Genomic DNA, 26,317 nt, shown 5'->3' on the forward strand with positions numbered 1-26,317 from the left:
GCGTCAGAGACGACCGGCGTCGATGACGCGCTGGAGAAACTCCTGGGTGCGTTGCTCGGTCGGTGCTCCGAAGATGTCGGTCGGGGTTCCCTGCTCGAGGATGCGGCCGTGGTGGAGGAAACAGACGCGGTCGCTGATCTCGCGCGCGAACGCCATCTCGTGGGTGGCGAAGAGCATGGTCATGCCGCGCGACTTGAGGTCGCGGACCACGTCGAGCACTTCGCCGACGAGTTCGGGGTCGAGGGCCGAGGTGATCTCGTCGAGGAGCATCACCTCGGGTTCCATCGCGAGCGACCGTGCGATGGCGACGCGCTGCTGTTGACCGCCCGACAGTTGATCGGGGTAGGCGTCGATGCGCGCTTCGAGGCCCAGTCGCACGAGCAGGTCGCGTGCGAGTGAGCGTGCCTCGGCCTTCGGGGTCTTGAGCACCTTGCGCGGGCCGAGCGCGACGTTGTCGACCACGCTCATGTGTGGGAACAGGTTGAAGCTCTGGAAGATCATCCCGATGCGGCGACGGATCGGGTCGGCGTCGAGCCCGGGTTCGGCGATGTCGACACCGTCGAACATGATGACCCCGTCGTCGATCGGTTCGAGGAGGTTCATGCAGCGCAGCAGGGTCGACTTGCCCGACCCCGATGCTCCGATGAGGGTGATGACCTCGCCGTCGGTGACGTCGAGGTCGATGCCGCGCAGGACGGCTGTGTCGCCGAACGACTTCTCGACGGCGCGCAGGGAGATCTTGTGACTGCTCGGGTTGCTGCTCATGCGACGGCGGTTGCTCCGGTGCGGCGGCGCTCGCGTGCGAGCAGCCAGTCGGCGAGTCGTGTGCACGGGATCGTCAGGATCAAGAAGATGAGTGCGGCGCCGAGGTACGGCGTGAAGTTGGCGAAGTTCGACTTCTCGATGCCGGCTCGTCGCAGGATCTCGACCGGCCCGATCAGGCTGACGAGCGCCACGTCTTTCTGCAGGCTCACGAGGCTGTTCATCAGCGGTGGCACGATGCGCCGCATGGCCTGGGGGAGCACGACGCTCGCCATGGTCTGGTTGCCGGTCATGCCGAGCGAGCGAGCGGCAGCCCGCTGGCTCTCGTGGACGCTGTCGATCCCGGCCCGGATCACCTCCGACACGTACGCCGAGTACGAGAGCACCAGCGCGACCGTGCCCCAGATGAGCGGGTTGCTCCACGCCCGCGAGTCGAACAGGCCGGGCACGCCGAACCCGATGAGGAAGATGATCAGGATCACCGGCACGCCGCGGAAGACGTCGGTGTAGATCACGGCGAAGGCGCGCAGCGGGAACAGGGCGGGGGAGCGCGTGTTGCGGGCGATGGCGATCGCCAGCGAGAGGGCGAAGATCAGCGGCGTCGACCAGAGGAAGATCTGGATGTCGAGCCAGAAGGCTTCGAGGAGGCGGGGGAACGAATCGAGGAACACCTCGCGGTCGAAGAACGCCTTGCGGACCCGACTCCATCCTTCGAAACGCGGGACGAGCACGATCACCGCCGTGACGACGATGATCGTGCTCGCCGAAGCGATGACGGCGCCGCGTCGGCGTCGCCCTCGCTCGTATTCCTGTCGGCGTGTGAGTTGGCTCATCGGCCGAGGCGTCGACCCCTCGGCCGACCTGCCCGGGTCATTCGCTGATGACCGGGGCGCCGGTGTTGTCGGCGAGCCACTCGGCGTTGATGTCGGCCAGCGCACCCGATGCCGTGATGGCGGTGATGGCGTCGTTGACGCAACCGGTCAGCGCGCTGTCTTTCGCCAGGACCATGCCGAACTCGTCGGTGGTGCCGCCGGCTTCGGCCGGGAACTGGCCGATGACCGACGAACCCTCGATCTCGACGGCCGACACGTACAGCGCGGTCGGGAGGTCGAACACGGCAGCGTCGATCTGGTTCGCTTCGAGCGCCGCCTTCGCGCCGACGTTGTCGTCGTAGACGAACGGCTCCGACGACGGCTCGATGACGTCGGTGATGAACTGGAGCGAGGTCGTGCCGGCCTGGGCTCCGAACTTCACGTCCTTGAGGTCGGCGATGCTCGTGGCGCCTTCGGCGGCCGAGCCCGACAGCGCGACGATCGCCTGGTTGCTGGTGAAGTACGGCAGCGACATGTCGATGTTCTCCTGGCGTTCAGGCGTGATCGAGTACTGCTGCAGGTTGATGTCGAAGTCCTTGGCGCCCGGTTGGATCGCTTCGTCGAACGTCGTGCGCACCCACTTGACGGCGTCGCCTTCGTAGCCCATCTCGGCGGCGACGGCGTACGCCACCGCTGCTTCGAAGCCTTCACCGCTGCTCGGGTCGTCGTCGATGACCCACGGGAAGAAGGCGGGCTCGCCGGTGGCGACCGTGAGGACACCGTCTTCGACGGTGGCGCCGCAGTCGGATTCGCCGCTCGACGTCTCGTCGCTGCTCGACGCGTCGTCGTCGCTTCCGCACGCAGCGAGAACGAGCGCGCCGACCGCGACGGCCGGGAGGAACTTGTTGGTCAGGGAATGTCGCACGGTGTCTCCTTGTGCTGGTTGTTCACGAACGGTCAACGCTACTCGCCACCGCTGTTCACTCGGCACGTCGCCGCCGACACCGGTCGGCGCGCATGCGACGGCATACGTGACGGCATACAAGGCAACTCGTGCAGTGGCGAGTAGCGTTTCGGCCCATGTCGAACCCCCCGGCCACGCAGTATTCGATCTCGCTCGACGTCACGCTCGACAACGTTCCGGGTGTACTCGGGCGTCTGTGCACCGCCATCGGCGATGCAGGCGGCAACATCTTCGCGATCGAAGGCTTCGTGGCGAAGGGGCGTGAACTCGAACGAGACATCGTCGTCAACTGCAGCAGCGTCGACCATCAGCAGGAGGTCGTCGTCGCGGTGGAGGCCACCGAGGGCGTCGTGCTCGAAGAGTGGCACGACCGGACGTTCCGCATGCACGAAGGCGGCAAGATCGAAGTCCTGTCGCTGTGCGCCGTTGGCGACCAGGACGACCTGTCGATGGCGTACACGCCGGGCGTGGCCCGCGTGTGCAACGCGATCGCCGCCGACGAGACGCTCGCCGACGAGTACACGATCCGCAAGAACACGGTCGCCATCGTCTCCGACGGCACCGCCGTGCTCGGCCTCGGCGACATCGGCCCCAAGGGAGCCATGCCCGTCATGGAAGGCAAGGCGCTCCTGTTCAAGGAGTTCGCCGGCGTCGACGCGTTCCCGATCTGTCTCGACGTCAACACCCCCGAGGAGATCATCGAGACCGTCATCCGGCTCGCTCCGACGTTCGGTGGCATCAACCTCGAAGACATCGCCGCCCCCGGCGCGTTCCAGGTCGAGGAAGCGCTGAAGGAAGCGCTCGACATCCCGGTCTTCCACGACGACCAGCACGGCACCGCGGTCGTCACCCTCGCTGCGCTCGAGAACGCGCTGCGTCTCACCGGCAAGAAGATGGACGAGCTGACGATCGTCATCTCGGGCGTCGGCGCGGCCGGCGTCGCCATCGGCAAGATCCTGCTGGGTGCGGGTGCCGGCAAGGTCATCGGCGTCGACAGCCGTGGCGCCGTGTACGACGGTCGTGACGGGCTCAACGCCTGGAAGCAGTGGTTCGCCGAGAACACCAACCCCGATGGCCTCCAGGGTTCGCTGAGCGACGTCATGCACGGCGTCGACGTCTTCATCGGGGTGAGCGCTCCCGACATCCTCACCGTCGACGACATCAAGAACATGAACACCGACCCGATCGTGTTCGCCATGGCCAACCCCGACCCCGAGATCAAGCCCGAACTCGTCGGCGACCTCGTGAGCGTCATGGGCACCGGCCGCAGCGACTACCCGAACCAGATCAACAACGTGCTCGCCTTCCCCGGCATCTTCCGAGGTGCGCTCGACGCTCGGGCGTCCGACATCACCGAGAACATGAAGCTGGCCGCAGCGAAGGCGATCGCCGACTCGGTGTCGGACGACGACCTCACCGCCACCAACATCATGCCGTCGGTGTTCGACCGCTCGGTGTCGATGCGGGTCGCCGCCGCCGTCGCCGAGGCCGCCCAGGCCGACGGCGTCAGCCGTCTGCACTGACAACGAACAGAAAACAGACGGGCTCCGGTGGGCTCGCAGAAATCTCGCGTTCTACGTTGAGTCGGTGACCCGACTCGCCGATGAACACGGTGTGACAGCGCGTGCAGCGAACTCATCCGTGGTGCGCGTCGCCGCGGTCGCCGTGCTCGTCGGAGCGCTGACGCTCGCGATCTGGGTTCAACGCAACACGATCGGGGGAGCGCTCGGAGAGATCGCCGGACTCTCGGCCCTCGCCATCACCGGACTGGCAGCGCTCACCGTGTACGAACGATGGTCGCGCGCCAACATCGTGCGACGACTCCTCGGAACCGACGTGGCGATCGGCCGTGCCGTCACGATCCACGACGTCGGCACCGCCGTGAGCAAGGGTGTACCGCTCGGCGGGGCCCTCGGGACGGCGCTGCGCTGGTCGATCAGCCGTGAGAGCGACGTGCGACCGGCCCGGTTCGCATCGATGCTCATCGCCTACGGCATCGCCACCTCGTTCGTCTCGTGGCTGCTGCCTCTGGCGGCGCTCAGCATCGACCTCACACAGCGCTCGATCCAGTTCGCCGACGTCGTCATCGCCTCGGTGATCGTGGCGGTACTGGCCGGTTCGGCCGTGTTCTGGACGCTGATCCTGCGCTCCGACCGCCTCGAACTCTGGGCGTCGACTCGGATGCGCGGGCTGTTCGGCCGCATCGCTCGGCGACTGCCCTCGGTGGGAGCACACGATCCGGCCACGGGCGTGTCGGAGGTGCGCACCGAACTCCGGGCCATCGCCCGTCGGCCGTGGTGGTTGCTCAGCCGCACGCTGCTGGCGCAGGCGACCGGCGCCATCATCCTGTTCGTGTCGCTGCGCTCACTCGGAGTCGGCAGCGAACTCGGCGCCACCGAGTTCTTCCGGGTGTTCTTCCTCGCTCACCTCGCCGGCACGTTCGCTCCCACGCCCGGCGGCGTCGGTGTCGTCGAAGCCGGGACCACCGGTGCGCTCATGGCGGCGGGTGTCGACACGACGACGGCGCTCGCCGGGGTGCTGATCTACCGGTTCCTCACCTACGTGTTGCCGATCGCCTTCGGTGCAGCGCTCTACGTCGCCTGGCGCATGGGCCGCACCCGACGGGTTCGTTCGACGGAGGTGCGTCCGGCAAGACTGGCAGTTCATGGGCCATCCTTCGACACCTCACTTCCGGACCTTTCACGCCTTGCGCATCAAGGGGTTCGCGACGATCGACACGTTGGTCGACATCACGACACACCGTGACACCGACGTCAACGCCCATCTCGACGAGTTCTCCGGCGCTGGCCACGTGCAGTTCCGCGAGAACCGCGGGCTCTGGCAGTTGACGCCCGACGGCCGCGCCGCGCACGCCGAAGAACTCGCTCGCGACCTCGAGGGCATCGACCCGGTCGCTGCGCTCGGCGACCACTACCCGGCATTCGTCGAGGTCAACGTGAACTTCAAGCAGCTGTGCGGCGACTGGCAGCTCCGCAACGGCGAACCCAACGACCACACCGACGCCGGCTACGACGCCGAGATCATCGCCCGACTCGGCGAGATGGACCAGGTCGCACGCCCGATCGTGAGCGCGATGGGCGACGTCATCGACCGCCTCAGCCCCTACGCAACCCGGCTCGGCAACGTGCTCGAGAAGGTGCGCAGCGGCGAGACCAACATGTTCACCGGCGTCATGTGCGGCAGCTTCCACGACGTGTGGATGGAACTCCACGAAGACCTCATCCTCACCCAGGGCATCGATCGTGCTCACGAGGGAAGCTTTTAATCGATTCGATCACGTAGGTTGTTCTGCGTGAATTCTTCTCGAATGTGTTCGGCGGCCTGATGGGACGCTTCGGACGTGTGCTGACGGCAATGGTGACCCCCTTCGACGAGAACGGGGCACTCGACCTCGACGCAACGGTCGAACTGGCCAAGTGGCTGGTCGAACAAGGAAACGAAGGGCTCGTCGTCTCCGGGACGACGGGCGAGTCCGCGGTGTTGTCGATCGACGAGAAGCTCGCCCTGTTCGAAGCGGTCGTCGGCGCGGTCACCGTGCCGGTGGTGGCCGGCACCACGGGCTCCAACACGCTGCACGACATCGGCCTCACTCGTGAAGCCGAGAAGCTGGGCGTGGCCGGAATCCTCGCCGTGTGCCCGTACTACAGCCGCCCGTCGCAGGCCGGCATCGACGCCCACATGCGGGCGATCGCCGACAACACCGACCTGCCGGTGGTGCTGTACGACATCCCGAAGCGCACCGGCCGGCCGATCGACCGTGGCGTCATCGTCAAACTCGCGAACGAGGTGCCCAACATCGTGGCGCTCAAGGACGCAGCCGCCAATCCGGGTCAGACGGCAGCGGTGATCGACGAGACGCCCGCCGACTTCGAGGTGTACTCGGGAGACGACCCGATGACGCTGCCGCTGCTCGCGGTGGGAGCGGTCGGTGCGATCGGCGTCGCCACCCACTGGTGCGCACCCGATCACGTCGAGATGTTCGATGCGTGGGAACGCGGCGACGCTGCCGCTGCCCGCTCGATCAACGCCCGCCAACTCGAGAGCTACGCGTTCGAGACGAGCGACGACATCCCCAACCCGATTCCGGCGAAGGCGATGTTGCGCACGCTCGGACACGCGGTCGGTGAAGCACGACTCCCGATGGGCCCTGCCCCGGAGGGATTGGAAGACCTGGCCAAGAATGTCTACGAACGATTGGTGGCAGCCCGTGGCTGACTCGAAGAAGTCCCGAATCCAACCGATGACGGCACCGCTCGATGCCGACACCCCGGTCCGCATCATCTTCCTCGGTGGGCTCGGTGAGATCGGCCGCAACTGCATGGCGATCGAACAGGGCGCCGCCGACGACCCCGACCGCACGATCATGCTGATCGACTGCGGGCTCATGTTCCCCGACGCGAACATGCACGGGATCGACCTGATCCTGCCCGACTTCAGCTACCTCAAAGACAACGCCGAGCGACTTCAGGGCATCGTCCTCACGCACGGCCACGAAGACCACATCGGCGCGATCCAGTACCTGATGCGCGACGGCGACGGCATCGGCGGACTCCGCAGCGAGAAGCTCCCGGTCTACGGGTCGAAGCTCACGCTCGGTCTGGCGAGCAGCCGGATCGAGGAAGCCGGCCTGCTCGGCAAGATCGACCGTCGGCCCGTCGAAGACGGCGACCAGATCGACGTCGGCTCGCTGCTCGTCGAGTTCATCCCGGTCACGCACTCGGTGCCGCACGCGCACGCGATCGCCGTGCACACGGCGCAGGGCGTCGTGCTGCACTCCGGTGACTTCAAGCTCGACCTCACACCGGTCGACGACCGACGCGCCGACCTCGCTCGCATCGGTCAACTCGCCAAGACCGAAGGCATCCGTTTGCTGATGTCCGACTCGACCAACGCCGAAGAAGCCGGGTTCGCGCCGAGCGAGACCAGCGTCGGCGGAGTGCTGCGCGGACTGTTCGCCGAGCACCGCGACAAGCGGATCATCACGGCGAGTTTCGCCAGCCATCTGCACCGCATCCAGCAGATCGCCTCCGCGGCGATCGAAGACGGCCGCAAGGTCGCCACGCTCGGCTTGAGCATGAAGAAGAACGTGCGCCTCGGCCTCGATCTCAACGTGCTCAACCTGCCCGAGTCGTCGATCATCGACATCGGCGACATCGACAAGTACGACCCGGGTGAGATCTGTGTGATCTCGACGGGTTCGCAGGGTGAGCCGATGTCGGCGCTCGGCCTCATGGCGCGCGGCGAGAACAAGTTCCTCAAGCTCGGCCCGAACGACACGGTGGTGCTGTCGAGCCACGCCATCCCCGGCAACGAAGGCAACGTCAACAAGGTCATCGACGGGCTCCTGCGGCTCGGCACCGAGGTCATCCACTCCGGCATCATGGACGTGCACGCCACGGGCCACGCGCAGGCCGACGACATCAAGACCTACCTGTCGATCGTCAACCCGGAGTGGTTCGTGCCGATCCACGGCGAGTACCGCCACATGGTCGCCAACGCGAACCTCGGCGAGCTCATGGGCGTTCCTCGCGATCGCATCATCCAGTGCGAAGACGGCGACGTGCTCGAACTCACCGACGACGGCCTCGCTCCGGTCGGTCGTGTACCCAGCGGCTACCTCTACGTCGACGGCATCGTCGGCGACGTGGGCCGCGGTGTGCTGCGCGACCGTCAGAAGCTCGCCGAAGAAGGCGTCGTGGTCGTGGTCGCCACGGTCGACGTGCAGACCGGCAAGGTCCTCGTCGGCCCCGAGATCATCACTCGCGGCTGGGTCTACGCTCCCGAAGCCGAAGACCTGCTCGACGAAGCATGTGACACGGTCGCAGCGGCGCTCGAGAAGGCGTTGGCCGACGGCATCCGTGACGTCGAGCAGTTGGAGCGTGAAGCTCGCCGTGCCACGGGCAAGTTCGTCAGCGAGCGCACGAAGCGTCGCCCGATGATCGTGCCCGTCGTCATGGAGACGTAGATCGCCGAATCTCGATAGCGTCGCGGCCATGGGACTCATGGACATCGTTGGCGGACTGCTCGGACGCAAGGCGCCGAAGTCGGGGAATGCACTGCTCGACTCGCTCATGCCGATGCTGCTCAAGGGCGGCGCGATCGGCGGGCTCGGCGGTCTGCTGGGCAAGTTCACCGGTGCCGGCCTCGGCAACAAGGCCAACAGCTGGGTCGGCACGGGGGCCAACGAGCCCCTCGACCCCGATGAGGTCGAGCAGGCGCTCGGCGCCGACCAGGTCGATCGCATCGCCCGCGATGCCGGCGTGTCGCGCGACGAGGCCAAATCGGGCCTCGCGGGCATGATTCCCGGACTCGTCGACAAGATGTCGCCCGGTGGCAACCTGCCGACCGGCAACATCGCCAAGTCGCTGAAGGGCTTCGACCTCGGCTCGATCCTGGGCAAGTGAGACTCGGCCGTCTCGCCGTGGCGGCCGCCGCGCTGATGGCGCTCGGCGCATGCAGCAGCGACGAGCCGGCCGTCGACGACTCGGCGATCGTGTCGGCGGGCGTCGCGGGTGAAGCGGAGTTCGTCGACGACATCGATGCCGCGATCGCCGCCGTCGAGGCCGAGCTCGGTGCGTCGCAGCGGTACTTCGAGATCACCGCAAATCCCCAGCTCACGAACATCTTCGTGGCCGTCGACGACGAAACGGCCGTCGTGCCGTACCTGTTCATCGACGGCGAACTCCAGCCGCCCGCACCCAAGCAGACCGGAGCGAACGGGCACACGTTCGCGGCGTCAGACGTCGACATCGACGGGGGCCTCGTCGCCGAGCGCTTCGCCGACGAGTTGCCCAACACCGCGATCAACGCCGTGAGCGTCTACGGCGACGGGTTCGGGGCCACCTACGTGGTCGCCGGCCGTTCGGAGGTCGGCGGACTGCTCGACATCGTCGTGACCGGCGATGGTCAGATCGTCTCCGTCGACCCGATCTGAGCCGGTGTCGATACCGTCGTCATGATGTCGGGACCCCGAGACTTCGCTCGACGAGCGCGAGAAGCCACCGAAACGGTGAGCCGGCGCATCGCCGACCGGCGTGACGAACTCGGTGGACGCCGCGAACGCACCAGCCGAAGCCCCGAAGCGGTGCGCGCCGACCTCGATGCACTCATCGGCCTCGACTCGGTCAAGGAGCAGATCGACGCGCTCAGCGCCAAGATCCGGGTCCAGCAGAAGCGCAGCGAGCACGGCCTCGCCGCCATCGACACGTCGCATCACCTGGTGTTCACCGGCAACCCGGGTACGGGCAAGACCACCGTCGCCCGGTTGGTGGCCGAGATGTTCGGGGCCCTCGACCTGCTCCGCTCCGGGCATCTGATCGAGGTCGATCGGGCTCGACTCGTCGGCCAGTACGTCGGCCACACGGCGATGAAGACCAATCGTTCGATTCGCCGGGCGCTCGACGGCGTGTTGTTCATCGACGAGGCGTACGCACTCACCCCGCCGGGGCCGAAGAGCCTCGACTTCGGCGCCGAAGCCGTCGAAACGCTGATCAAGCGGATGGAGGACCATCGCGGTCGCCTCGTGGTGATCGTGGCCGGATATCCCGACCTGATGGAGCAGTTCCTGGCGTCGAACCCGGGCCTGCGCTCCCGTTTCGCCCGTGAGATCGCGTTCCCCGACTATCGCAACGACGAACTGGTCGAGATCATCCGGCGCCATGCGTCCGATGCCGACTACGTGATCGCCCCCGACGCCGACCCGACGCTGGTTGCCGTGTTCGATCAGGCGCGGCGTGCCCGTGGGTTCGGCAACGCCCGGTTCGCTCGCACGCTGTTCGAGCGTGCCACGCAACGGCAGGCGCTGCGGCTCGAACACGAACTCGGCTCGGCGCTCGACCGCCTCACCCTGCGCACGCTCACGGCCGACGACCTCCGCTCCGCCGCTGCCGACTGAGCCACAGAGATCGCGCAGGTGTTCCCCTCTGCGTGACACGGCATTGGTACGGTTGCGGTGTCATGTCTACGTGGGGCCCAGATGGGAAGAAATCGTCCGGCAAATCGGGTGGTAAGTCCGGTGGCAAGCGTTCGACGCGTGTGAATCCGTCGGCCAAGACCGCCAAGACCTCCCGTACGTCGAAGTCGTCGAAGTCGTCCGGCCGTGGAGCGGTGCGCGACGAGACGCCGCCGGCCACTCCCCGCGGTCGCTCGCGCGCCGAAGACGAGCTGCGTACGGCGGTCGGCGGGCGCGAGAGCGAGTTCATCGGGCTGGGACTCATCGGCATCGGCGTGCTCGTCGCCCTCGCGGTCTACTTCGACCTCGCCGGGCCACTCGGCCGCGGTGTCGAGACCCTCATCGGCTGGTTCACGGGCATCGGCCGTTTCGCCGTCCCCGTCGTGCTCGTCGCCACCGGCGTGGCGCTCGTGCGGCGCGGGCGCTCGTACAACCCGATTCGCCTCGCGATCGCCTGGACGGTCGTGAGCGTCACCGTGCTCGGCCTCATCCACATCGTGCGCCGCAACGACGACGCCGAAGGGTTCGATCGCTTCGGAGAGTGGGGCGGGTTGATCGGCGCGGCCGTGTCCGAACCGCTCATGGCGCTCATCGCCACACCGGGAGCGGTCGTGGTGCTGAGCGCGCTGCTGATCGGCGGGCTCATGCTGGTCACGCAGACGTCGCTGCGCACGATGGCGACGCAGACCGGTGGCTTCGTCAACGCCGTCATCCGTCCGCTCGGACGCGCCGCTCGTTCCGGCCTCGGCAACATCACCACGCTCACCAGCGACCGTGACGACAGCCGCGAGATCGACACGACCCAGGTCTTCGATCAGCAGTCGCTCGGCCCGGGTACTGCGGGCGTCGCCGGCGAAGCGCTCGCCACGTCGGGCGACAGCGGCCCGAAGCTCTTCGACTTCGGTGACGACTTCGCCGACGACGACGCCGACAAGGCCCCCAAGCGCAAACGGGCGGCATCGAAGCCGAAGCTGTCGACCGGTTCGTCGAAAGCCGGCAACAAGCCGCTCGACGGTGAACAGGTCGGCGACTGGATCCTCCCACCGATCAAGTATCTGGTGCGCGCCGGTGAGCAGAAGGTCGACCGCAAGGCCATCGAAGCCCGCGGGGTCACACTCCAGCAGTCGCTCGAGTCGCACAACGTCGAGACCGAACTGATCGGCATGACCGTCGGCCCGACGGTGACGCGTTACGAACTCGAGCTCGGCCTGGGCGTCAAGGTCGCCAAGGTCACCAACCTCCAGAAAGACATCGCGTACGCGATGGCGGCCACCGACGTGCGCATCCTGGCGCCGATTCCGGGCCGCTCGGCGATCGGCGTCGAGGTACCGAACCATCAGCGCCAACTCGTGGCGCTCGGCGACCTGCTCGTGTCCGACGAGGCGCAGCGGGCGACCAACCCGCTCGAAGTGGCGATCGGCAAAGACATCGAGGGCAAGGCGGTCATGCTCGACCTGGCCGCCACGCCGCACATGCTCATCGCGGGTGCCACCGGTGCGGGTAAGTCGAGCGGTATCAACTGCATCATCACGTCGCTGCTCATGCGCACGACTCCCGACGACGTCCGCCTGATCCTCATCGACCCCAAGCAGGTCGAGATGGGGCAGTACCAGCGGCTGCCGCATCTGCTGACCCAGCCGGTCACCAACCCGAAGAAGGCGGCGAACGCGCTCGGGTGGGCGGTCAAGGAGATGGAGCGGCGCTACGACGTGCTCTCCGAGATCGGCTACCGCGACATCCTCGGCTACAACAAGGCGTTCAAGGCGGGCAAGATCGAAGACCCGCCCGGCACCGACCCCGACGGTCCGCCGGTCTACGAGTACATGCCGTACATCGTCATCGTCGTCGACGAGCTCAACGACCTGATGATGGTCGCTGCTCGCGACGTCGAGGAGTCGATCACCCGCATCGCGCAGAAGGCCCGTGCGGTGGGTATCCACCTCATCGTGGCCACGCAGCGCCCGTCGGTCAACGTCATCACCGGCGTGATCAAGGCGAACATCCCGGCGCGCATGGCGTTCGCGGTGTCGAGCCTCACCGACTCACGAGTGATCCTCGACCAGCCCGGTGCCGACAAGCTCGTCGGCAAGGGCGACATGTTGCTGCTGCCCGGCAACTCGTCGGTACCCAACCGTATTCAAGGTGCGTTCATCACCGAAGAAGAGGTGCGCGACGTCGTCGAGCACTGGCGCACGCAGGCACCCGAGCCCGTCACGTCGGCGGCGATCGAAGCCGAACCCGGTGCCGAGCCGCCCGCCGCGATGAGTTCACCGGCACTCACCCCGCCGGCACCGTCCGCGTCACCCGGCGGCATGGGCAACCTCGATCTCACGTCCGACGCCAATGCATTCTCCGCCGGTGAAGAAGACGAAGACACGGCGATGATGCGTCAGGCGATGGAACTCGTCGTGCGCAGCCAACTCGGTTCGACGTCGATGCTGCAGCGCAAGCTCAAGGTCGGCTTCGCTCGCGCCGGCCGCATCATGGATCTGCTCGAGACGCGCGGCGTCGTCGGCCCGAGCGAAGGCTCGAAAGCCCGTGCGGTGCTGATGACCGTCGAGGAGTACGAACTCCTCGCGCAGAACGGTCAGCTCTGACCGGTCGCCCGACGACATGAGCGTTCCGTTGATCGACCTGCGCCGGCCGATCGGCGAGGTGGGCACTGCGGTCGACACGGCGTGCCGTGAGGTCGGGTTCTTCTCGGTGGTCGGTCACGGCGTGCCCGAGGAGCTGATCGCCGAGGCTCACCGCCTCGCCCTCGCGTTCTTCGACCTTCCGCTCGTCGACCGCGCCGAGGCCGAGCCCGACGACGTGAGCTACCCGTACGGATACCGGCCGTTCAGCGCCGAGGCGCTCAACCGTTCGATCGGCGGCGTCGCCCCGGCCGATCTCAAGGAGACGATGAACATCGGGCCGGTCCATGCACCGCCCCGCCCGCTCGCCGACATGACCGACCCGGACGAGCGGGCGGTGTACGCCCCCAATCTGTGGCCGTCGGCGCTGCTGGCGTTCCGTCCGGCGATCGAGGCGTACTACGACGCCATGTCGTCGCTGTCGTCACGGCTCATGAGCGTGTTCGCCGTGGCGCTCGATCTCGACCCGGGATGGTTCGACCCGTTCGTCGATCGGCACGGCTCGGCGCTTCGACTCGCGCACTACCCGGCGCTCGCCGAGCCCGCTCCGCCCGGAAGCTTTCGAGCCGGAGCGCACACCGACTACGGCACCCTCACCATCCTCCGACTCGACGACGAACCGGGGCTGCAGGTCGAATCGCCGACGGGCGAGTGGGTCGATGTCGACGCTCCCGACGGTGCGCTGGTGATCAACCTCGGCGATCTCATGCAACGGTGGACGAACGACCGCTGGCGCTCGACGATGCACCGCGTGGTGGTTCCGCCCGACGGGGGAGCGCGTCGCCGGTTGACCATGCCGTTCTTCCACAACGCCAACTGGGATGCCCGGGTCGAATGCATCGTCGAACCGGGCGGTCGGGCGCTCCACGATCCGGTGCTGGCGGGCGCACACCTGTTGGCCAAGTTCCGTTCGACCGTGACCGAGTCGCCGTGACCAGTAAGCATGTGGGTATGAGCGAACTCGTCGAACTCCAGCCCGAACTCACGGAGATCGCCACCGGTCTCCGATTTCCGGAAGGGCCGATCGCGATGCCCGACGGCACGGTGATCCTGGTCGAGATGTTCGGTCCACGCCTCACCCGCGTGCATCCCGACGGGTCGACCGACACGATCGCGGAGATCCCGGGCGGACCCAACGGCGCAGCGATCGGCCCCGACGGCTCGGTGTTCGTGTGCAACAACGGCGGAGCGTTCACGCCGGCCGACGTGATGGGGATGACCTTCCCCGGTCCGTTCGACCCGGCCGCATACATCGGCGGGCGCATCCAGCGTGTCGACGTCAAGACCGGCGAGGTGACCGACCTCTACACCGCGTGCGACGGACGACCGCTCCGTGCGCCCAACGACATCGTCATGGACGGGCACGGCGGATTCTGGTTCACCGATCACGGGCTGCGCGACAACGTCGCGCGCACTTCCGATCTGACCGGCATCTACTACGCGAAGTGCGACGGCTCGCACATCTCCGAAGCCGTGTTCCCGACCGAGGCCCCCAACGGCATCGGGTTGTCGCCCGACGGCTCGACGCTCTACTGGGCCGAAACCCACACCGGGCGGGTGTTCCAACGCACGGTCACGTCGCCGGGTGTGCTCGAAGCGGCGGCGCCGCTCGACACCTCGATCGTGCTGCACGGCCTGCCGGGGTATCAGTTGCTCGACTCGCTCGGTGTCGACGCCGACGGGTGGGTCTGCGTGGCGACGCTGATCAACGGTGGCGTCACCGCCATCTCTCCCGACGGTTCGCAGATCGAACACCACGCCACCGGCGACCTGATCACCACCAACGTCTGCTTCGGCGGCGACGAACTGCAGACCGCCTACATCACCCTGTCGAGCACCGGCCGCCTCGTGTCGACCCCGTGGCCGCGTCGCGGTCTGCGACTGGCGCACATGTGAGGCTCCGGCAGCCGGTCGATGCCGACGCGGTCGCCGTGGCCACGGCGGTGCAGGCGTCGCTCGCCGAACTCTTGCCGTGGATGCCGTGGGCGTCAGCCGACTACGACGAGGCGATGGCACTCGCCTGGATTCGTGGCGAGACGGGTGACCCGTACCGCTTCGCGATCGTCGACGACGACGGAGTGCTCGTGGGCACCTGTGGCCTCAACGGGGTCGACGAACTCAACCGGTCGGCCAACCTCGGCTACTGGGTGCGGACCGACCGTGCGGGCAATGGTCTCGCCACGGCGGCGACGCGACTCGTCGCCGAGTTCGGGCTCCGCGAGGCCGGGTATCAGCGTCTCGAGATCAAGATGTCGACGCGCAATCACGCGTCTCGCCGAGTGGCCGAGAAGGCCGGAGCGACCCACGAAGGCGTGGCCCGCTCCAGCCTCCTCCTGCACGGCGAGTTCCACGACGCTCACGTGTGGAGCATCCTCGCCGGCGAGATCTGATCATCTCGCCGCGATCCAACGATCGACCTCGCGACCCTGCCAGCCGACGAGATGGTGGATCAGCGGCGCGTCGTCGCCCGGGCGGAACACCGGGTCGAACGGCATCTCGGGGCCGCGTCCGTCTTCGGGAATGCCGGCCTTCGACATCTCGAAGTGAACTGCGACGTCGGCCTCCGGCCAGTCGAGGTCGACGCCGATCGCCACGGCGAGGTCCCACGCGTGCACGATGGTCTCGCCGGCGTACACGCCGATCACGACGGCTCCGGGGAACTCGCCCCACGGCACCACGATCGGGCGATCGAGGATGCTGTCGTCGGTCCAGTTGGCGTGGATGCGCTCTGCCGCCGCCAGCGCAGCCTCGTCGAGCCGATCGAGGGGAACGTCGGCGAGCAGCGGCATCGAGGGCACGTCGCGGTCGGTGGGCCCGGCGGCCGCTCGGTCGAGTACCGCCACGATGTGCTGAGCGAGTTCGAGTGCAGTCCATTCCGAGCACGGCGTGGGGTTGGCGGCGTTGTCGGCGTCGACTTGGGCCAGCACGGCGCGAGCGGCCTGTACGGCCCGAGCCATCGCTCCTCGGGGGTCGTCGGCGGCGAGCGGAGCGCCGTCGGTGTACTCGATGCGGATCTGCTTCGTACTGGCGTTGGTGATGGGTGTGTTGGTCATGAGGGCATCGTGCGCTCTCAAACCGGTCAACGTCTGACCGGTTTGCGTGAGAAGATGAACGCATGCGTGCCGATCGACTCGTGGCGACCCTGCTGCTGCTTCAAGCGCGCGGCACGGTGACCGCGAGCGAAGTGGCCGCCGAACTCGAGGTCAGCGAGCGGACAGCGCGTCGCGACCTCGATGCGCTGAGCGTCGCCGGGATTCCCGTGTACTCGAAGCAGGGGCGAGGCGGAGGGTGGCAGCTGATCGGCGGTGCTCGCACCGATCTCACCGGGTTCCGGTCGGCCGAGGCTCGGGCATTGCTGACCATGGCGGCGGCGACGGGCCAGGCCACACCCGAATTCACCTCCGCGATGCGCAAGCTCACCCAAGCGCTCCCCGAACCGATTCGCGTCGAGACCGAGCAGGTGATGGCGTCGGTGGTCGCCGACTCGACGAGCTGGGGCAATCGCGACGCCTCGCTCCTCGTCGAGCCGCGACGCGACGAATGGCTCGAACCGCTCCAGCAGGCCGTGATCGACCAGCACACGGTCGTGCTCACCTACGACACGCCGCGCAAAGGGGTGTCGCAGCGAGACATCGATCCGCTCGGTCTGGTCGTCAAACAGGGCTACTGGTACCTGCTGGCGATGACCGTGGCCGGGCAGCGATCGTTCCGGGTCGATCGCATCGTCGGCCTGGAGTCGACCGATCGGCGATTCGATCGACCACCCGACTTCGACCTCGCTGCGGCGTGGGAATCGATCACCATCAGCTACATCGAGAAGTCGACGCGTGTCGTGGCCTCGGCGGTCGTCGACGACCAGATCATCCCGGCGCTCCGAGCGCTCGGCGTCGAGACCGTGGTGCACGGTGCCGTCGGCACCGGTCGTTCCTCGGTGACGATCGGAGCGTGGAACGCCGAGGTGTTGGCGGCCGAGATCGCCGGCGTGATGCATGCGATCGACCTCGTCGACCCGCCCGCCGAACTGACGAGCCGGCTCGCTGCGATCGGCCGGCAACTGGTGTCACGGTTCGTCGGTGCCGCTGAGAGATAGCGTGATCAGGTGCAACGGTTCTATGTCGAGACGCTTGGCTGCCCCAAGAACGATGTCGACTCCGACAAACTGGTCGGGGCGCTCGTCGCCGACGGCATGGTCGCGACCGACGACGCGTCGCTCGCCGACCTCGTCGTGGTGAACACGTGTGCGTTCATCGGCGAGGCCCGTCAGGAATCGGTCGACACGATCCTCGCGCTCGACGAGCAACGTTCGAAGGCCAGCAAGCTCGTCGTCACGGGGTGCATGGCCGAGCGGTACGGCGACGAACTCGCCGAGGCACTTCCCGAGGTCGACCAGGTCGCCGGGTTCGGCCAGGCGTTCAACCTCACCCCGGCGCAGCGTGACGGCTCCGAGGTGCCGGCCGGTCACGAGGCGCCTCAGCGCAAGCTCATCCCGGTGTCGAGCGTGCCGCTGCCCGCGTTCGACCTCCTGAACCTGCCGCGTCCCAAGACGGTGGCGCCGTGGGCGTACGTCAAGATCGCCGAAGGCTGCGACCGGTCGTGCGGCTTCTGCGCCATCCCGAGTTTCCGCGGCCCGCAGCGCAGCCGTGACGTGTCGTCGATCGTCGACGAGGTCAACCAGACCGGCGCTCGCGAGATCGTGCTCGTGGCGCAAGACCTTGCCTCGTACGGCAAAGACCGACCCGACGAGCTGGGTGCCGGTTCGATCGTCCCGCTCATCGACGCGGTCGCCGCCGAGGTCGATCGAGTCCGCTTGCTGTACCTGTACCCGAGCGACCTGACCGACGAACTCATCGACTCGATCTGTCGAACCGGCGTGCCGTACTTCGACCTGTCGTTGCAGCACGTCAGCAAGCCGCTGCTGCGCCGCATGCGCCGTTGGGGCGACGGGCAGCGCTTCCTCGACCGCATCAGCGACATCCGCGAGCGCGAGCCCAACGCAGCGTTCCGCTCCAACTTCATCGTCGGCTACCCCGGCGAGACCGAGGAAGACCACGACCAGCTGCTCGATTTCGTCGAACAGGCACAGCTCGACTGGTGCGGCTTCTTCAAGTACAGCGATGAGGAAGGCACCTACGCCGCCGATCTCGATCAGCACGTCGACGAGGGACTGATGAACGAGCGGCTCGCCGAGCTGCGCGAGCTGCAAGACGAGATCACCGCAGCTCGTGGCGATGCGATGATCGGCCAGACACTCGAGGTGCTCGTCGACGAGCAAGGAGTCGGTCGCAGCCATCGCGAGGCGCCCGAGATCGACGGTGTGATCCACATCGGGCAGAATGAACCCGTGGGAGAACTCGTCGAGGTCGAGATCATCGATGCGCTCGGACCCGATCTCGTCGCTGCAGGGGCCGACCGCGAGGACGTCTGATGGTCGAGTCGATCAACAGCTGGGCCAACGCCATCACGGCGACGCGGATCCTGCTCGCGCCGCTGGTCTTCCTGGCGATTCCCGAAGACGGCACCGGTTCGTGGTGGTCGTTCCTGCTCTGGTTCGTGCTCTGTTCGAGTGACGGCATCGACGGCTACATCGCCCGTCGTCGCGGCCCCACCGCCGTCGGAGCGTTCCTCGACCCCCTCGCCGACAAGGTGCTCGTGCTCGGCGCGATGTTCACGCTCGTCGCCCACGACGTGTTCTGGTTCGTCCCCGTGGCGATCATCGCCGGACGCGAACTGCTCATCAGCGGCTATCGCATCATCAAGAGCGGCAAGGGCATCAGCGTGCCCGCCAGCCGGATGGGCAAGTACAAGACCGTCGTGCAGCAGTTCGCCGTCGCCTTTGCGATCATGCCGTGGACCGCGGTCGACGCGACCTGGTTGTGGCTCGGTCTGCTGTGGATCGCCGTCGTGCTCACGCTCGTCAGTGGAGCGCAGTACCTCTGGCACGCCGGACGTCCAGCGCCCGAGCGAGTGCCCGAGCCCGCTCGATGAACGTCGGCGTTCTCGCCGTCGGAACCGAGTTGCTGCTGGGGCAGATCATCGACTCGAACTCCGCCTGGCTCGGTGGCGAGATGGCCGCGGGCGGGGTCGACTCGTTGGTGCAGGTCAAGGTCGGCGACAACGTCGACCGCATCATCTCGCAGCTCGACCGGCTGTTGTCGGCCGACGGTGACGATGTCGACGCGGTCATCATGTGCGGCGGCCTCGGCCCGACGCACGACGACCTGACACGCGAGGCGATCGCCGCGGTGATGGGCGTCGACCTCGTGCTCGACGAAGCGGTCGCCGAGGTGATTCGCGTCCTGTTCGAGTCGAGAGGGCGTCGCATGGCCGGCAACAACCTGCGCCAGGCGATGGTGCCGGTCGGGGCGAACATCATCGCTCAGACGCGTGGCACCGCTCCGGGGCTGATCTGCCCGATCTCGAGTTTCGGTCGCCCCAAGGTCATCTACGCGGTGCCGGGGGTGCCGCACGAGATGAAGGAGATGTTCCACCGCTCGATCCTGCCCGACCTGCTCGAACGCAGCGGCGAGCGATCGGTCATCGCCAGCCGGGTGCTGCGCACCTGGGGCGAATCGGAGAGCGGGCTCAACGAGCGACTCGACCACGTGATCGCCGAACTCGACGGCGGTGGCGACGTGCCGACGCTGGCGTTCCTCGCGTCGGGCTGGGAAGGGCTCAAGGTTCGGCTGACCGCCAAGGCGGCCACGATCGAGGCCTGTCGGGCGCAGCTCGACGAGTGGGAAGCGCGGCTCCGTGTCGAGATCGGCGACATCGTGTTCGGCGTCGACGACGACACCATGGAGTCGGTGGTGCTCGAGCAGTGTCGCCGGCGCGAGCTCAGCCTGGCCGTTGCCGAGTCGGTCACCGGAGGTCTCGTCGGCGGACGACTCACCGGGGTACCGGGCTCGAGCGACGTCTTCCTCGGTGGCATCATCAGCTACGCGACCGCCGTCAAGCAGCAGGTCCTCGGGGTCAGCCCGGGGCCCGTCGTCACGGCATCGGCCGCGCGGGAGATGGCCGACGGCGTCCGCGCAGCGGTCGGTGCCGATGTGGGGCTCTCGCTGACCGGCGTCGCCGGACCGGGCGAACAGGAGGGGCGACGGGCCGGGACGCTCTTCGTCGGCATCAGCGGCCCGGGGTTCGACGAAGTCCACGAGGTCCGCTTGCCGGGGCTCCGCGACCAGATGCGCCAGTTCTCGGTCATCACCGCCCTCGGGATGCTGCGCACGGCGCTCGACACCCATCTGCCACTCGGGTGACGTGGCTTCGGCCCGGATGCTGATTACCGTTCTGACCAGGAACGACGTGACATGACGAACATCCCCGGCTCGCCGCCACCTCCCAACCCTCCTGCGCCGCCCGCGATGTCCGATGCCGAGCGTCGCCAGCGCAACATCGTGATCGGGCTGTCGATCGCCGCTGCGCTCGTGCTGCTGATCGGCGTGATCGCCTTCGCGGCGACCCGCCCGTCGGGCGACTCGACGGCCACGTCCGACACGGGGTCACCCACGTCGGTGCCCGTGGTCGACACGAGCACCACGTCGTCGACCACCACCACGTCCACCACGACGACGACCACCACGACCACGACGTTGCCGCCGGTGATCGAGGCCGATGCCGGACCCGATGTCGACGCCAGCGGTGGGGAGGTCGTCACTCTCGAAGCCGTCGATCTCGATGCGTCGGTCGACGCCGAATCCGTCCGCTGGGTGCAGATCGGCGGGCCGGACGTCACGGCGGGAGTCGGTGCGCTCGGAGGTTCGCCGGTGTCGTTCGGTGCGCCGAACTTCGTCGGCACGATCGCGTTCGACCTCGAGATCGAGCGTGCCGACGACGAACCAGCCACCGATCGGGTGATCGTGCGCGTCTTCGAAGACATCGAGGCGGCCGTGTTCGTCGATGGCGAACGCGGCAGCGACGACGCCGGTGACGGCACCCGCGAGCGTCCGTACCAGACGATTCGCGCGGCCACCGCGGCCGCCACCGGCAGCGATGTCTACATCCGCAGCGTCGGCGTGTACGACGAGGGGTCCGACACGATCGAACTCGGCGATGGCATGAGCCTGTACGGCGGATTCGACGAACGCTGGAATCGCAACGTCGCCGACCGAGCGGTCATCGACGGGGCCACGACCGCGATCCGGATCACCGGCAACGACGATCGTTGGCTGTCGGCGATCGAGGTGACCTCGCGGAGCGGACCCGACGACACCGCCTCGCAGGCGGTCGTGATCGACGGTGGCGACGTCATCCACATCGAAGACAGCCGCGTCGTCGCCGGCAACGGCGGTCCAGCGGGCCGGGAAGCGGCGGGTGCCGTCAGCGTCGGCGTCGCGGTCGACCGAGCCGACGAGGTGTACATCGAGCGCTCGACGATCAACGGCGGTCGCGGCGGAAACGGTGCCTCGGGCGAGGCAGCCGGCGACGCCGGTGACGCCGGTGATGATGGTGACGACGCGGCAGGGCGCGAACCCGGCGACGGGGGAGCAGCAGCGACCGCGGCCCAGACCGGTGGCGACGGCGGCCGAGGTGGCGAGACGAGCAACGGATCGGCGGCACCGGATGGCGGCGCAGGCGGCACGATCGACACACGCGTGGGCGAGCCCGGGTCGGGTGGCGACGGCGGCACCGGTGGCGTGGGCGGCGACGGGGGTGTCGGAACCGAGGGTGACGGCGTGGTGGCAGGCGCCACGGGCGAGCCCGGCGCCGACGGTGAGCCCGGCACGGGCGGATCGGGTGGCGGCGGCGGATTCGGTCCGCTGCTCGTCGCCGGTGGTGGTGGCGGTGGTGGCGGCGCGGGCGCCGGCGGCACCCCGGGAGCCGCCGGTGGTGGTGGCGGCGGTGCGTCGCTCGGCCTGTGGGTCGTCGACGTCGATCGACTGGTCATCCGCGAGTCGCTGATCGCCGCAGGGCGCGGCGGTGACGGCGGCGTGGGTGGCGACGCCCCGGCCGCCGGCGACGGTGGTGACGGTGGAAGCGGTGGCCGTGGCGTCGACGGAGTCCTGGCCGATGGTGGCGACGGCGGCGGCGCGGGAGGCGGTGGCGCCGGCGGGCAGGGAGGTGCCGGTGGCGGCGGTGCCGGTGGCCCGTCGTACGGCATGTTGACGTCGAACGTCGACATCGTCGAGATCTCGGCGACCACGATCCGCGGCGGCGGTGGCGGCGTCGGAGCACGCGGCGGTCGAGGCGGACTCGCAGGCGGCGACGGCTCGGCCGGGTCGGCACGCAACGGCGGATCGGGCGGCGCAGCAGCGTCGGGAGCGGCGGCTGCGCAAGGCGTCGGGGCCGACGGCGGAGCGTCGTACGGGTGGTTCGACCTCACCGGCGCCGACCAGATCTTCGACGACGCCGAGTTCATCGAGGGAGCGAGCGGGCCTGGTGGACCCGGTTCGACGCCCGGTGATGCGGGCGTTCAGGCCGCCACGAACGTCTGACGCAGCACGGCCGCTACCATTCCGCCTCTGCCCTTGTAGCTCAGCTGGATAGAGCAGTCGACTTCTAATCGACCGGTCGCAGGTTCGAATCCTGCCGAGGGCGCACAGACACAGGTAGCCTGAAGAGTCGCATGCGAGAGCTGCGACCCCCCGAGCTGCCCCAACAGGGCGAGGTACTGCGTGAAATTCAAGAAGGGCGAAACCGTCATCTACCCCCAGCACGGTGCATGCGTCGTGCAGGGAACGAAGAAGATGGAGTTCTTCGGTGAGAAACAGGAGTACCTGATTCTCAAGACCGTCATCAACGAAATGACCTTGAAGGTCCCAGTCGAGAAGACCGATGACGTCGGCGTCCGACCGCCGGTCTCGGCCGACGAGCTCGAAGACCTCGTGTCCGTGCTCGCCAAGCCCGACCCGCGTGTGCCGAGCAACTGGAGCCGTCGCTTCAAGAACCACCAGGAGAAGCTGAAGAGCGGCGACGTCTATCAGGTCGCCGAAGTGGTTCGTAACCTCGCAGCTCGCAACCGCGATGCGTCGCTGTCGGCTGCCGAGCGCACCATGTACGAGCGTGCTCGCGTCAACCTGATCTCCGAGATCTCGCCGGCGCTGAAGGTGTCGGCCGAAGACGCCGAGGAGTACCTCGACGAGGCATTGGCCAAGGGCGTGCTCAAAGACGGCGACGAAGCCGAAGCGCCGAAGAAAAAGAAGAAGAAGTAGTCAGGGGCGGGGCGGTGCGAAGCCGCCCTGCACCCAATCGAGGGTGAAGCGCACGGTCACCGGCAGGTGATCGGAGAGTTCGGCCCAATCGGCACCACCTGCCGGAACCGACACGCTGACGTCACGCGCCTCGGCGGGGACGAGGACGTGGTCGAGACAGGCGATCGGATCGTCCGACGGGTTGGTCGGAGGCGGTGGCACGTGTTCGATGCCCGGCAGCGTGGCGATGACGATCGGTTCGCCGGCATCGTTGAAGTCTCCCGCCACGATGGCGGGCGGGCTGTCGCCGTGTTCGGCGACGAGGCCGGCGACTCGGATGGCCTCGAGACGCCGCTGGTCGGGCCGGTTGTGCGGCGACAGGTGCACGTTGTAGATCCGGTACGCCGACGTGTCGGGCCGACCGACGAGCGCCCACTGAGCGATACGCCGCTTGTAGCTGCGTCGCGACGTGGCCTCGCTGATCACGGTGTGGGCAGCAGCGTCGAGTGCGTGGGGAGTCAGGATCGCTGCGCCTTCCGCTCGGTCGCGAAAGAACGGCGAGAAGACGTGGTGTTTGAACGACCACGTGAACTTCATCTGGAGCCGCTCGGCCAGTTCGGTGGCCTGACTGCGCCGGATCTCCTGGAGCACGACGACGTCGGGCGATTCGTTGCGGATGACGTCGGCGACGCGCTCGAGGTCGGTGTGCTTCGTTCCCTGCACGTTCCAGCTCAGTACCGCCCATTCGAGCCCCGTGGTCTCCACGCGGACCATCTTGGCAGCTCAGATGTCGTCTGTGACACCGAGGTCGATCGTCACGTCTCGCTTTTGTGGCGATGGTGGAGCGTCCGGACGTGGTCGTAGAAGCCGCGGAGTGCCTCGGTGCCTTCGTACAGCTCCCAGTAGTGGCCGCGGGCCGCCACGTCGTCGACGAACGCGAAGTCGGTGCGTCCGGCCCGGGCGGTCATGGCGATGTCGAGGCCTGCGTCCGCTGCTCGCTGCAGCGCGGCGTCGTAGTCGTCGACGAAGCAGGCGACGTGGTGCAGGCCGGTCTCGCCCGGCGCGAAGCGTTCGCGGACGGCGGACGGCTCGTCGTCGTGCTGGCAGAAGAGTTCGATCATCGTCGTGCCCCACCATCCGTACGCGCTCGTGTGGTCGAACGTCGAGGGCACGCCGCGGTGGACGACGTCGACGACGGGAATGTGCTCGTTGACGATGAACGGCCCGGCGCCGAACTGCTGCTCCCAGTGGGCCGCGGCCCGCTCCGGATCGTCGACGACATACGCGAACTGGACCGGCGGACCGAACATGACGACGATCCTGTCAGGTCGCCGACCGTGACATGCGACCGACGTCGCGAGGCGGTGTCGCCGGGCGTGTCAGACTCTCCGACGATGAGTGACGACACGACGAACGACGGAATCCTGCAGGTCGCCTTCTTGGGCATGGGGGTCATGGGTGCGCCGATGGCGCGGCACCTCGCTCGTGCGGGTCATGACGTGTGCGTCTACAACCGCACGGCAGCCAAGGCGTTGGCGTGGGTCGCGCTCAACGGTCACCAGGCGTCGCCCACGCCCGCCGAAGCGGCCGAAGGTGCCGACATCGTGTTCATGTGTGTGGGCAACGACGACGACGTGCGTGAGGTCGTGATGGGGGAGCAGGGCGTGCTGTCGACGATGGCACCCGGTACCACGCTCGTCGATCACACCACGGCGTCGGCTGGCCTCGCGCGCGAGCTCGCCGGTGCGTGCGCCGAGCAGGGCGTCGGCTTCGTCGATGCGCCGGTGTCGGGTGGTCAGGCCGGTGCCGAGAACGGGCAACTCACCGTGATGTGCGGCAGCGACGACGAGGCCGCGTTCGAGCGCGTCGCCCCGGTCATCGCGGCGTACGCGCAGTCGTGCGAGCGCCTCGGCGATGCCGGCGCCGGGCAGCTCACCAAGATGGTCAACCAGATCTGCATCGCCGGTGTGGTGCAGGGATTGGCCGAGGCGATCAACTTCGGTCAGCGCGCCGGGCTCGACATCGATCAGGTCGTCGACGTGATCGGCAAGGGCGCCGCACAGAGCTGGCAGATGGACAACCGTGCTCGCACGATGGCCGACGGCCAGTTCGACTTCGGGTTCGCCGTCGACTGGATGCGCAAGGACCTCGGCATCGTGCTCGAGGAAGCCGGCCGCAACGGTGCTCGGCTCCCGGTCACCGCATTGGTCGACCAGTTCTACGCACAGGTGCAGGCCCGCGGCGGTGAGCGCTGGGACACCAGCTCGCTGATCGACCTGCTCGCCAACCCCTGAACCTTCCCAGGCGTCAGATCCCGAGCACGTCGGGGAGCCACTCGTCGAGTCGCTCGGCGATGAGGTCGTCGCTCTCGGCGAGCAGGTGACCCTCGCCGGGGATGATCTCGAGGTCGCCGACGCCGGCGATGGCGTGCACGATCTCGCTCGACTGAGCGGGGAGGATCTCGTCGCTGTCGCCGTGGAACAGCAGCAGCGGTCGTCCGGCGAGAGCGCCCGCGACCTCGCATCCGGCCGACTGCGTCGCGAACGTGACGACGCCGGCGACCGAGCCGGTCATCACGACGGCGGTGCGGATCGCGACGGCGCCACCGAAGCTGTGGCCCATCACGACCACTCGCTCAGCACCGGCGTCGCGGGCGAGTTCGACACCGACGGCGAGGTCGTGCGCGCAGAGGTCGAGGTTGTTCGGTTCGCGGTAGCCGACCCGGAGGAAGCGCACGCCTCGCTCGGCCCAGGCGTCGCCGAGCCGCTGGTACAGCCCGTGACCGGGTCCGAGCAGCCCGCCCATCGCGCCACCGCACGCGACGATCGCGGCGGGTTTCGGATCGAGCGGCTCATGCCACAACACCGTGTGGAGCCCACGTTGGGTGTAGGTCTCCCGGTGGCGCAGTGTCGGCGTCATCTCGACCTGTTGCACGGCCAACGGATGGAGCGCCTCGAGCGCTGTCGGGTCGGTGGGGTCACCCTCGGGAACGGACATCCGCGAACGGTACAACGTCGCCGCGAATGCCGATGCGGTGGGCGGGCTGG

General features: G+C 67.8%; 26 protein-coding genes and 1 tRNA gene. 20 read left to right on the top strand and 7 right to left on the bottom strand.

The window, feature by feature from the left end; genetic code table 11:
- Nucleotides 1-3: 3 nt before the first annotated feature.
- From YM304_RS08185 to YM304_RS08195, 3 genes are read right to left on the bottom strand one after another with little or no spacing between them, the layout of a single operon-like run.
- Nucleotides 4-765: an amino acid ABC transporter ATP-binding protein gene (locus YM304_RS08185; protein ID WP_015441194.1), complete on the bottom strand. Its 762-nt coding sequence runs from the start codon at nt 763-765 to the stop codon at nt 4-6.
- Nucleotides 762-1,595, bottom strand: coding sequence for an amino acid ABC transporter permease (locus YM304_RS08190; protein ID WP_015441195.1), 834 nt, complete (start codon nt 1,593-1,595; stop codon nt 762-764). The genes YM304_RS08185 and YM304_RS08190 overlap by 4 nt, the downstream gene beginning before the upstream one ends.
- A 37-nt stretch (nt 1,596-1,632) precedes the next feature.
- Nucleotides 1,633-2,499, bottom strand: a complete 867-nt coding sequence (locus tag YM304_RS08195) for an ABC transporter substrate-binding protein (protein WP_015441196.1) — start codon at nt 2,497-2,499, stop codon at nt 1,633-1,635.
- 155 nt (nt 2,500-2,654) lie between these two features.
- Here YM304_RS08195 and YM304_RS08200 point away from each other — a divergent pair, with 155 nt between their 5' ends.
- The 12 genes from YM304_RS08200 (at nt 2,655) to YM304_RS08255 (ending at nt 15,533) form a co-directional block, all read left to right on the top strand.
- Nucleotides 2,655-4,061, top strand: coding sequence for an NAD-dependent malic enzyme (locus tag YM304_RS08200; RefSeq protein ID WP_015441197.1), 1,407 nt, complete (start codon nt 2,655-2,657; stop codon nt 4,059-4,061).
- Between the two features lie 64 nt (nt 4,062-4,125).
- A complete protein-coding gene (locus YM304_RS22230) occupies nt 4,126-5,304 on the top strand; it encodes a lysylphosphatidylglycerol synthase transmembrane domain-containing protein (RefSeq protein ID WP_015441198.1) in 1,179 nt (392 codons plus the stop codon).
- Nucleotides 5,279-5,824, top strand: a complete 546-nt coding sequence (locus tag YM304_RS08210) for a MarR family transcriptional regulator (RefSeq protein WP_154723368.1) — start codon at nt 5,279-5,281, stop codon at nt 5,822-5,824. The genes YM304_RS22230 and YM304_RS08210 overlap by 26 nt, the downstream gene beginning before the upstream one ends.
- 59 nt (nt 5,825-5,883) lie before the next feature.
- A complete protein-coding gene (dapA, locus tag YM304_RS08215; protein WP_015441200.1) occupies nt 5,884-6,774 on the top strand; it encodes a 4-hydroxy-tetrahydrodipicolinate synthase in 891 nt (296 codons plus the stop codon).
- On the top strand, nt 6,767-8,524 hold the full coding sequence (locus YM304_RS08220) for a ribonuclease J (RefSeq protein WP_231897636.1): 1,758 nt from the start codon (nt 6,767-6,769) through the stop codon (nt 8,522-8,524). Before dapA ends, YM304_RS08220 begins: the two co-directional genes overlap by 8 nt.
- A 28-nt stretch (nt 8,525-8,552) precedes the next feature.
- A complete protein-coding gene (locus YM304_RS08225; protein ID WP_015441202.1) occupies nt 8,553-8,963 on the top strand; it encodes a YidB family protein in 411 nt (136 codons plus the stop codon).
- Nucleotides 8,960-9,493: a hypothetical protein gene (locus YM304_RS08230; RefSeq protein ID WP_015441203.1), complete on the top strand. Its 534-nt coding sequence runs from the start codon at nt 8,960-8,962 to the stop codon at nt 9,491-9,493. The genes YM304_RS08225 and YM304_RS08230 overlap by 4 nt, the downstream gene beginning before the upstream one ends.
- 21 nt (nt 9,494-9,514) lie before the next feature.
- The gene (locus tag YM304_RS08235) at nt 9,515-10,453 is read left to right on the top strand and encodes an AAA family ATPase (protein WP_015441204.1); all 939 of its coding nucleotides are present in this window, start codon (nt 9,515-9,517) and stop codon (nt 10,451-10,453) included.
- A gap of 62 nt (nt 10,454-10,515) precedes the next feature.
- Complete coding sequence (locus tag YM304_RS08240; protein WP_041298125.1) at nt 10,516-13,107, top strand: FtsK/SpoIIIE family DNA translocase; 2,592 nt, start codon at nt 10,516-10,518, stop codon at nt 13,105-13,107.
- A gap of 16 nt (nt 13,108-13,123) precedes the next feature.
- Nucleotides 13,124-14,077, top strand: a complete 954-nt coding sequence (locus YM304_RS08245) for an isopenicillin N synthase family dioxygenase (protein WP_015441206.1) — start codon at nt 13,124-13,126, stop codon at nt 14,075-14,077.
- Nucleotides 14,078-14,094: 17 nt separating this feature from the next.
- A complete protein-coding gene (locus tag YM304_RS08250) occupies nt 14,095-15,039 on the top strand; it encodes an SMP-30/gluconolactonase/LRE family protein (RefSeq protein WP_015441207.1) in 945 nt (314 codons plus the stop codon).
- Nucleotides 15,036-15,533, top strand: a complete 498-nt coding sequence (locus YM304_RS08255; RefSeq protein WP_015441208.1) for a GNAT family N-acetyltransferase — start codon at nt 15,036-15,038, stop codon at nt 15,531-15,533. The genes YM304_RS08250 and YM304_RS08255 overlap by 4 nt, the downstream gene beginning before the upstream one ends.
- Here the strand turns inward: YM304_RS08255 and YM304_RS22235 are convergent, their stop codons facing one another.
- Entirely contained in the window at nt 15,534-16,196 is a 663-nt protein-coding gene (locus YM304_RS22235) for a TIGR03086 family metal-binding protein (RefSeq protein WP_051071363.1), read from the bottom strand.
- Between the two features lie 62 nt (nt 16,197-16,258).
- On the opposite strand from YM304_RS22235, the gene YM304_RS08265 reads away from it, so the two are divergent.
- The 7 genes from YM304_RS08265 to YM304_RS08300 all read left to right on the top strand — a co-directional run bounded on the left by YM304_RS08265 (nt 16,259) and on the right by YM304_RS08300 (nt 23,291).
- Complete coding sequence (locus tag YM304_RS08265) at nt 16,259-17,233, top strand: helix-turn-helix transcriptional regulator (RefSeq protein WP_015441210.1); 975 nt, start codon at nt 16,259-16,261, stop codon at nt 17,231-17,233.
- A gap of 9 nt (nt 17,234-17,242) precedes the next feature.
- Nucleotides 17,243-18,568 carry a 30S ribosomal protein S12 methylthiotransferase RimO gene (gene rimO / locus YM304_RS08270; protein ID WP_015441211.1) on the top strand — a complete coding sequence of 442 codons (1,326 nt, stop codon included), beginning with the start codon at nt 17,243-17,245 and terminating at the stop codon, nt 18,566-18,568.
- Nucleotides 18,568-19,128: a CDP-diacylglycerol--glycerol-3-phosphate 3-phosphatidyltransferase gene (gene pgsA, locus YM304_RS08275; RefSeq protein ID WP_015441212.1), complete on the top strand. Its 561-nt coding sequence runs from the start codon at nt 18,568-18,570 to the stop codon at nt 19,126-19,128. The genes rimO and pgsA overlap by 1 nt, the downstream gene beginning before the upstream one ends.
- Complete coding sequence (locus YM304_RS08280; protein ID WP_015441213.1) at nt 19,125-20,399, top strand: CinA family nicotinamide mononucleotide deamidase-related protein; 1,275 nt, start codon at nt 19,125-19,127, stop codon at nt 20,397-20,399. The genes pgsA and YM304_RS08280 overlap by 4 nt, the downstream gene beginning before the upstream one ends.
- 51 nt (nt 20,400-20,450) lie before the next feature.
- Nucleotides 20,451-22,574 (top strand): hypothetical protein, encoded by a 2,124-nt coding sequence (locus YM304_RS22245; protein ID WP_015441214.1) that lies wholly within the window; start codon nt 20,451-20,453, stop codon nt 22,572-22,574.
- Between the two features lie 29 nt (nt 22,575-22,603).
- Nucleotides 22,604-22,677, top strand: a tRNA-Arg gene (locus tag YM304_RS08295).
- 77 nt (nt 22,678-22,754) lie between these two features.
- The gene (locus YM304_RS08300) at nt 22,755-23,291 is read left to right on the top strand and encodes a CarD family transcriptional regulator (protein ID WP_015441215.1); all 537 of its coding nucleotides are present in this window, start codon (nt 22,755-22,757) and stop codon (nt 23,289-23,291) included.
- On the opposite strand, the gene YM304_RS08305 is transcribed toward YM304_RS08300, so the two are convergent.
- Both YM304_RS08305 and YM304_RS08310 read right to left on the bottom strand, forming a co-directional pair.
- The gene (locus YM304_RS08305) at nt 23,292-24,035 is read right to left on the bottom strand and encodes an endonuclease/exonuclease/phosphatase family protein (protein ID WP_162142051.1); all 744 of its coding nucleotides are present in this window, start codon (nt 24,033-24,035) and stop codon (nt 23,292-23,294) included.
- Nucleotides 24,036-24,085: 50 nt separating this feature from the next.
- Nucleotides 24,086-24,580 carry a VOC family protein gene (locus YM304_RS08310; protein ID WP_015441217.1) on the bottom strand — a complete coding sequence of 165 codons (495 nt, stop codon included), beginning with the start codon at nt 24,578-24,580 and terminating at the stop codon, nt 24,086-24,088.
- 84 nt (nt 24,581-24,664) lie between these two features.
- Between YM304_RS08310 and YM304_RS08315 the strand changes: the two genes are divergently transcribed.
- Nucleotides 24,665-25,564 (top strand): NAD(P)-dependent oxidoreductase, encoded by a 900-nt coding sequence (locus YM304_RS08315; protein WP_015441218.1) that lies wholly within the window; start codon nt 24,665-24,667, stop codon nt 25,562-25,564.
- 13 nt (nt 25,565-25,577) lie between these two features.
- On the opposite strand, the gene YM304_RS22250 is transcribed toward YM304_RS08315, so the two are convergent.
- Nucleotides 25,578-26,267 carry an alpha/beta hydrolase gene (locus YM304_RS22250; protein WP_015441219.1) on the bottom strand — a complete coding sequence of 230 codons (690 nt, stop codon included), beginning with the start codon at nt 26,265-26,267 and terminating at the stop codon, nt 25,578-25,580.
- Between the last annotated feature and the right edge of the window lie 50 nt (nt 26,268-26,317).

This window comes from Ilumatobacter coccineus YM16-304, assembly GCF_000348785.1.
Lineage (GTDB): Bacteria > Actinomycetota > Acidimicrobiia > Acidimicrobiales > Ilumatobacteraceae > Ilumatobacter_A > Ilumatobacter_A coccineus.